The sequence below is a fragment of the Streptomyces sp. NPDC058307 genome (assembly GCF_042880295.1).
Lineage (GTDB): Bacteria > Actinomycetota > Actinomycetes > Streptomycetales > Streptomycetaceae > Streptomyces.
Genome location: NZ_JBHVYZ010000043.1, coordinates 65,874 through 73,139 on the forward strand (window position 1 = coordinate 65,874; position 7,266 = coordinate 73,139).

7 protein-coding genes are annotated in these 7,266 nt (G+C 72.1%); 5 read left to right on the top strand and 2 right to left on the bottom strand.

The genetic code is table 11. The features are described from left to right. Nucleotide 1 precedes the first annotated feature (1 nt). On the bottom strand, nucleotides 2-2,098 hold the full coding sequence (locus ACFVYN_RS27655; RefSeq protein WP_390002930.1) for a penicillin acylase family protein: 2,097 nt from the start codon (nucleotides 2,096-2,098) through the stop codon (nucleotides 2-4). Between the two features lie 79 nt (nucleotides 2,099-2,177). Here ACFVYN_RS27655 and ACFVYN_RS27660 point away from each other — a divergent pair, with 79 nt between their 5' ends. The 3 genes from ACFVYN_RS27660 (at nucleotide 2,178) to ACFVYN_RS27670 (ending at nucleotide 3,998) form a co-directional block, all read left to right on the top strand. Then, nucleotides 2,178-2,915 (top strand): siderophore-interacting protein, encoded by a 738-nt coding sequence (locus tag ACFVYN_RS27660; protein ID WP_390002947.1) that lies wholly within the window; start codon nucleotides 2,178-2,180, stop codon nucleotides 2,913-2,915. Between the two features lie 33 nt (nucleotides 2,916-2,948). Then, nucleotides 2,949-3,545, top strand: a complete 597-nt coding sequence (locus ACFVYN_RS27665; RefSeq protein ID WP_390002932.1) for an HhH-GPD-type base excision DNA repair protein — start codon at nucleotides 2,949-2,951, stop codon at nucleotides 3,543-3,545. Between the two features lie 135 nt (nucleotides 3,546-3,680). After that, nucleotides 3,681-3,998, top strand: a complete 318-nt coding sequence (locus tag ACFVYN_RS27670; RefSeq protein ID WP_390002935.1) for a hypothetical protein — start codon at nucleotides 3,681-3,683, stop codon at nucleotides 3,996-3,998. A gap of 192 nt (nucleotides 3,999-4,190) precedes the next feature. Here ACFVYN_RS27670 and ACFVYN_RS27675 read toward each other — a convergent pair whose 3' ends face one another. Then, nucleotides 4,191-5,753: a helicase HerA-like domain-containing protein gene (locus ACFVYN_RS27675; RefSeq protein WP_390002938.1), complete on the bottom strand. Its 1,563-nt coding sequence runs from the start codon at nucleotides 5,751-5,753 to the stop codon at nucleotides 4,191-4,193. 170 nt (nucleotides 5,754-5,923) lie between these two features. On the opposite strand from ACFVYN_RS27675, the gene ACFVYN_RS27680 reads away from it, so the two are divergent. Next, the gene (locus tag ACFVYN_RS27680; RefSeq protein WP_003999914.1) at nucleotides 5,924-6,220 is read left to right on the top strand and encodes a type II toxin-antitoxin system VapB family antitoxin; all 297 of its coding nucleotides are present in this window, start codon (nucleotides 5,924-5,926) and stop codon (nucleotides 6,218-6,220) included. Nucleotides 6,221-6,319: 99 nt separating this feature from the next. Then, nucleotides 6,320-6,958, top strand: a complete 639-nt coding sequence (locus ACFVYN_RS27685) for a LytR C-terminal domain-containing protein (RefSeq protein WP_390002941.1) — start codon at nucleotides 6,320-6,322, stop codon at nucleotides 6,956-6,958. The last annotated feature ends 308 nt before the right edge of the window (nucleotides 6,959-7,266 follow it).

Genomic DNA, 7,266 nt, shown 5'->3' on the forward strand with positions numbered 1-7,266 from the left:
CTCAGTCTTCCTTCGTCAGGTGCTGCCAGTCGGTGACGACCGGGACGAGATCTCCCTCGAGCCACAAGGGGAGTTGGTCGCGGTGATGCGGTGAGCCGGGGACGCCGGACGCGCCCAGCGGGACCACCCAGAGGCTGTCCTCGCGGCGGGCCAGGTCCCAGACGTAACGGGCGGCCGGACCGCGCGCGGCGAGGTCGGTGAGTCCGGGGACCGCGGAGGTGCACAGGACGCAGTCGTGGTCGCCGGAGAGGGCCGGGACATCCCGGTCCCTGTGGGGAAGCGCCTGCCAGGGGGCGAGGCGGTGGGTGTCGCCCCAGCTGCCCCGCGGCGGCTCGGCGGCCACGTCCTCCACGGCGGCCCGCACGATCCCGGCCCGGTCGATGCCGTACAACTCCTCGGCGCGCAGGAGGTGTTCGAGCGCGAAGGCGACACGGGGGACGAGACCGAGCCAGGGGAGGAGGACGTCGGGGTAGGCGGGCGGGTCGGCCAGGGCCGCGAACGCGGGGTGCGCGGCGAGCCGTCGTACGACCGCACTGCGCACGGCGGCGTACAGGGCGGCCTCCCCGCTGTTCGCGGCCATGCGGCGATCCCAGCAAAGAAGCGTTTCCCTCACGGTCATGGCCTCGGGGCTCAGGCCGTCCAGGGCCTCGATGTGGTCCAACAGGGGCTGCGCCGAGCCGAGATGGGTGTCCATGTGGATCAGGGGCATGTCGGCCGCCGACCACCGCTCCTTCTCTGCCAGCAGGGCGGTGATGCGGTTGGCGCGGTGGGGCGGGGCGAACTCGACGCCGAGCGGGGTGGCGGGGCCGCGCTGGTTGGCCATCACGGCGATGCCGTCGGTGAGACCGGCGCGGGGGGTGTCGTGCCATCCCTGCCACTCATGACCGGACACCCACGCGGGAACGGGCCGGAGCCGGTTGACCTGCGCGCGCACCGGCACCCGTCCCGCGACCCGGTGCAGGAGTCCGCCCTCGGTGTCGGCGGCCTGCACGACGTTCACCGGCTCGGCCCACAGGTCGAAGGCACGGTCCACGTCGGCGGTACGGCGGGCCCGGAGGAGAGGAAGCAGGGCACTGAAGCCGAGGTCCTCGGTGACCCGGGGCGGATGGCGGAGGGCGAGGGCAACGGGCGTGCCGGGAAAGCCGGGCCGCTCCCCTTCCGGCGGCACTCCCTCGTCCAGCCCTTCCGGGCCCCCCGCGATCACCGGCCCCCGCCCGGTCTCGATCACCTCGATCCCGACGGGGGCCTCGCCCGCCACCTCGATGGTCTCGGTGTGCCGGGTGGCCCGGTGCCAGACGCCGTCCGGGCCGAGGGCCTCCACCCCGGCCCCCGTACGGCGCAGTCGCTCCCGGTACAGGTCCTGGTAGTCGGCCATGGCGTTGGTGATGGACCAGGCGACCGTGCCGGTGTGGCCGAAGTGGGCGATGCCGGGGACGCCGGGGACGGCGAGGCCGACGACGTCGAACTCGGGGCAGGCCAGGCGGATCTGCTGGTAGACGCCGGGGTCCTCGATGTACCGGTGGGGATCGCCCGCGAGGACGGCGTGACCGGTGGTGGTGCGGGCGCCGGCGACCAGCCAGCCGTTGCTGCCGGAGGTGCCCGGGCCGTCGGCGGCGAGGAGGCCGACCGCGTCCGGGCCCAGGTGCCGTATCGCCTCGTCCCGCCAGAGCTTGGCCGGGAAGCCGGCGAAGAGGATGTGGGTGGCGAGCCAGACACCGAGCGGGGTCCAGGGCTCCCAGCGCCCGGGGGCGAGGCCGGTGCGGGCGAACTCGGGGGCCGCGGCGCCCGCCAGCTCCTCGTTCACACCGTCGACGTACACCCGCACCCACTCGGCCGTCTCCGGGTCCCGTCTCTCCAGCGCCCCGAAGCAGCGTCTCGCCGTGTCGTCCAGGCGGGCCCGTCTCGCGAGGGTGTCCCAGGACAGGGCGCCGGCGCCGAGGAAGGCGGCCGAGGTGCCCTGCGCGCGATGCCGTTCGACCTCCAGCTGCCAGGCCCGGTCGCGGGCGGTGACCCGGCCCTGGGCGCGGGCGAGTTCACGCGCGCTGCCCGCGCGGAGGTGGGGGATCCCCCAGGCGTCGCGGTAGATCTCGATGCTCACCCTCGAACCCGCTTCTCTTTAAGTTAGGCTAACCTAAGTTGACATGGTGGGGGAATCGTACGCGAAGGGCGCAAAGACCATGGGCCAGGGGCACGGCTGGGAGGGAGCGGTCCTGCGGCTGCTGCGCGCGAAGGACTTCGTGTGCACCGTGACCGGCGCCGAGGACGTCACCGACGCGTACCGGCGGGTGCGTCTCACCGACGGCGGGATGCTGGCGGTCACCGGCGTCCACCCGACGATGTGGGTACGCCTGTGGTTCGCCGCCGCGGGCAAGCCGCACCAGCGCGCCTACACCCTGGTCGACCCGGATCCCGAGGCGGGCACCTTCACGCTGGAGTTCGCGCTGCACGAGGGCGTCGCCAGCGACTGGGCCCGCACCGCGAAGCCCGGCGACACCGTCGAGGCCACCGTCCACGGCACCGGCTTCGACCGCCCCGACCCCGAGCCCACGCACGTCTTCGCCTTCGCCGACCCTGCCTCCCTGCCCGCCCTCAACTCCCTCCTCGGCGCCCTGGACTCCTCCCCCGCGACCGTCTGGTTCGAGGGCGGCGACGAGCACCTCCCCTTCCGCACCGACCCGTCCCGCCACGAGGTCCGCCGGGTGCTGCGCCTCGACTCCGGGGCACACCTGGTCGCCCAGGCGAAGGCGGACCTGCCCGCTCTGCTGCAGAGCCACCCGGACGCGTACGTCTGGATCGCCTGCGACACGGCGACGACCCGGACCCTGTCGTCGTACGTCCGCAAGGAGCTGGGCGTGCCGAAGCAGCGGGTGCAGGCGCTCGGGTACTGGCGGGAGCTGCCCGCCGGCTCCCGGTAGAGGCGCGCTGCCGGCGGGGGCATGATCGGGGACATGGACGTCACCCTTCACCTCGCCCAGGACCCCGAGGCCGACGAACTCCTCGGCCGCTCCCCGCTCGCCGCGCTGGTCGGGATGCTGCTGGACCAGCAGGTTCCGATGGAGTGGGCGTTCAAGGGCCCCCGCACCATCGCGGACCGGCTCGGCGCGAGCGACCTCGACGCACACGACATCGCCGCGCAGGACCCGGAGGCGTTCGTCTCGCTGCTCTCCGAGAAACCGGCCGTGCACCGCTACCCGGGCTCGATGGCCAAGCGGATCCAGCAGCTGTGCCAGTACCTCGTCGAGCACTACGACGGCGAGGCCGAGCTGGTCTGGAAGGGCGTGGACGACGGCCGCGAGCTGCTGCGCCGCCTGGAGGAGCTGCCGGGGTTCGGGAAGCAGAAGGCGCAGATCTTCCTGGCACTGCTGGGCAAGCAGCTCGGGGTACGGCCGACCGGCTGGCGGGAGGCCGCCGGCGCCTACGGCGAGCCGAAGTCCTTCCGGTCCGTCGCCGACATCACCGGTCCCGAGTCGCTGACGAAGGTCCGCGCGCACAAGCAGGAGATGAAGGCGGCGGCCAAGGCGGCGAAGGCGGCCGAGAAGCCCTAGTCGGCCGAGTGGCCCGTCCGGGGAACAGGGGCCCAACGCGTTGCCCCGGCCCCGCCACGGCCCCCGCTCCTCCGGCCGGGTGAATCCCGTGGCCGAAGTGATGAACCAGGCGTGCCGGAGGGGGAGACGAGCTGTGTGAGCTCCGTACGACGTCTTCCGCGCAGCCGTGACTGGCTGCGGGCGCTCGTGCTGCTGCTCGCGCTGCTGATTCCCGGCGCACATCTGCAGGCGCACGTGATGCCGCCCGTCCCGGCCGGGGAACTCGTCGAGTACGACGTCCTCGACACGGCCCTGCGGCCACCGGCCAGGATCGTCCACCGTGCGGTCGTACCTCTGAGGCCGGTTCCGTGGTCGGAGGCGGTCCCCGGTGTACCGGCGGACCGTCCCCTCCCTGCGGCCCCGCGACCGCCGTACGCGCTGCCCGCCCTGCGTTCCGTGGTCCTGCGCTGCTGACAGAGCCCGCTTCCGACAGGCCTGTTCAGCACTCACGCGAGGAACACCGTCATGCCCATCGACCCTTACGCGGTCCTGCGCGCCCTGCTGCGCGCCGAGGCGGCACGCAGTGCGCCGAAGCCGCAGAGCACGACGAAACAGCCGCCGGCGAGAGAGGAGAAGCGCGGCTGATCGCCCGGCCCGGAGGCAGGGCTACCGCCTCCTCCGGGCCGTACCGAAGAGCGAGCGGGTGATCTCACGCCCGATCTGCGTGCCCATCGACCGCGCGAGCGACTTGAACATGCCACTGCCGACGACCTGTTCGACGACGGAGGGGTCATCCGCACGAGACGGGTGCGGGGCCTTCCTCTCGGCCACCCGGGTCATCTCGTCCGGGCCCTTGGCGCCGCCGCGGGAGTCGAGCTTCTCGTACGCCGACTCCCTGTCCACAGCCTGTGCGTAACGCCCGTACAGCGAGGAGGACCTGACCGCCGAGTCCAGCGCACCCGCGTCGAGGGGACCCATCAGGGACTCGGGAGCGCGCAGCCGGGTCGCGGCGACGGGCGTAGGGGCCCCCTTCTCGCTCAGCACCGTCACCACGGCCTCCCCCGTCCCCAGGCCGGTGAGCAGCTCCTCCAGGTCGTACGCGGAGTCGGGGAAGGTCTTCACGGTCGCCTTCAACGCCTTCTGGTCGTCCGGCGTGAAGGCCCGCAGCGCGTGCTGGACCCGGTTGCCGAGCTGGGCGAGGACATCGGCGGGTACGTCCTTCGCGGTCTGCGTGACGAAGAAGACGCCGACTCCTTTCGAGCGAATCAGCCGGACGGTCTGTGTGAGCGATTCGTGGAACGCCTTCGAGGCGCCGTTGAAGAGCAGATGCGCCTCGTCGAAGAAGAAGACGAGCTTCGGCCTGTCGACGTCCCCGACCTCCGGCAGATCGTGGAAGAGATCGGCGAGCAGCCACATCAGGAAGGTCGAGAAGAGCCGCGGCCGGTCCTGAACGGCGGCCAGCTCCAGTACGGACACGAGCCCGCGCCCGTCGTCCGCGACCCGCAGCAGCTCACCGGTGTCGAACTCGGGCTCCCCGAAGAAGTCGGCCATGCCCTGCGCCTCGAAGGCGGTGAGGGAGCGCAGGATCACTCCCGCCGTGGCCGTACTCAGCCCGCCGATGTCCTTCAGCTCGCCCCTGCCCTCGTCGGAGGTCAGAAAGGCCACGACGGCCCGCAGGTCCTTCAGGTCGACCAGGTCCAGCCCCTTCTGGTCGGCGTAGTGGAAGATCAGGCCGAGGGACTGCTCCTGGGTCTGGTTGAGCTGGAGCACCTTGGACAGGAGCAGCGGCCCGAAACTGGTGACGGTGGCCCGGACCGGAATGCCGTGTCCGATGCCGCCGAGGGCGTAGAACTCCGCGGGAAACCCGGTGGCCTCCCACTGCTGGTGCACTTCCGCGGCCCTGGCCTGTACCTTCTCGTTCCGCGCGCCCGGCTCGCGGATCCCCGACACATCGCCCTTGATGTCGGCGAGGAAGACGGGCACCCCCTGCGCCGACAGCTGCTCGGCGATGAGCTGGAGCGTCTTGGTCTTGCCGGTGCCGGTGGCGCCGGCGACGAGCCCGTGCCGGTTGAGCATCGGCAGGGGGATCCTGACCTGCGCGTCCGGGAGGCAGACGCCGTCCCACAGCAGCGCGCCGAGATCGAGCGCGGGCCCGGCGAAGGCGTAGCCGGAGGCGATCTCCAGGGCCGGCTGGGGCAGCGCGGCGGAGACGGACTGTGCCTCCGGCATGGACCGGTCGGTGGTTGCCGCAACGCTCCTCGTTCCACCCCCCGGAGGGGTCTTTCGCTCGCTCATACGAAACCCCTGCTCCCGTTACGCCCGTTTTCGCGGTTTTTTTCCAGCGTCGCACTCGGCCGCCATGGCTGCGCCCGGAAGGTCTTGACCGGTAGGCTTTCCGTGTGATCTTCAAGCGCATCGGAAACGGCCGGCCGTACCCCGACCACGGCCGGGAAAGCACCCGGCAGTGGGCGGACGTCGCACCGCGCCCGGTCCGCCTCGATCAGCTGGTGACGACCAAGGGCCAGCTCGACCTGGAAACCCTGCTCGCCGAGGACTCGACGTTCTACGGCGACCTGTTCGCGCACGTCGTGAAATGGCAGGGCGACCTGTACCTGGAGGACGGTCTCCACCGCGCGGTGCGGGCGGCCCTCCAGCAGCGACAGGTGCTGCACGCGCGCGTGCTCGAGCTGGACTGAGTGACCGCGCTGTAAAGGCTTGGCCCTTTCGGGTTCTCCTGTACTGCGGTCAATGATCATCTAGTAGGCATCGCCGCCCGGGCGCACTACGCTGCGCTCATGAGCATGCTGACGCCCCCCGGCATGGGCGGTAAGTACCGGATCACGGGCGACAAGTACCCCCGGATGCGTCGGCCCCGGCGGCGCGGCAGGCTCGTGTTCGGCGTGGTGGCCTCCGTCGCCGCGCTGAGCTTGGTCGGCTGGGGCACGCTCCAGCTCATCGACGTGTTCACCGGCGGCGGTGACCGGGCCTCCGCGGCCGGCTCCAGGACGGCCTGCAGGACGAAGTCCGGCGCGTCCGCCTCCGCCTCCGCGGCCCCGCTCCCCAAGCCGGGCCAGATCACCGTCAACGTCCTGAACGCCACGGCTCGCGGCGGGCTCGCCAAGAAGACGGCGGACGAGCTGAAGAAGCGGGGCTTCAAGATCGGCGAAGTGGGCAACGCGACGGCGACCTACGACAAGAAGGTCAAGGGCACGGGGGTACTGCTCGGTCCGTCGTCCGCCCTCAAGACCTCCCTGCCGGTCCTCGCGACACAACTGGCCTCCGCCGAGACCCGCACGGACACGCGCAAGGGTGCCGAGGTCGACCTGATCATCGGGACGGCCTTCAAGAGCCTCACGGCGAAGGCGACGGCGGACAAGGCGATGGCAGCACTGACCCAGCCCGACCCGGCGGCGACGTCGAAGAAGAGCTGCTGAGGTGTCGTAGGCCGGGCGCCCAGGGGGGTGCCGGGTCAGTTGTCGGGCGGCTGCGGGCCGGTGGGGGCTGGTCGCGCAGTTCCCTGCGGGCAGCTGCGCTGGGCTTGGCCCGGCGCCTAAGGGGGAGCCGAGTGGGGCTGTCGGGCGAGTGCGGGCCGGTGAGGGCTGGTCGCGCAGTTCCCCGCGCCCCTAGGGGGTTGCAGTCACCTGCGCCCCGACGGACCGTTCACCGGACGGCGCGCCAGGACGGGCCGTTGGCCGCGTACGGCGGGCAGGGGACGGGGTGGGGGGTGTCCGCCCGCAGCGGC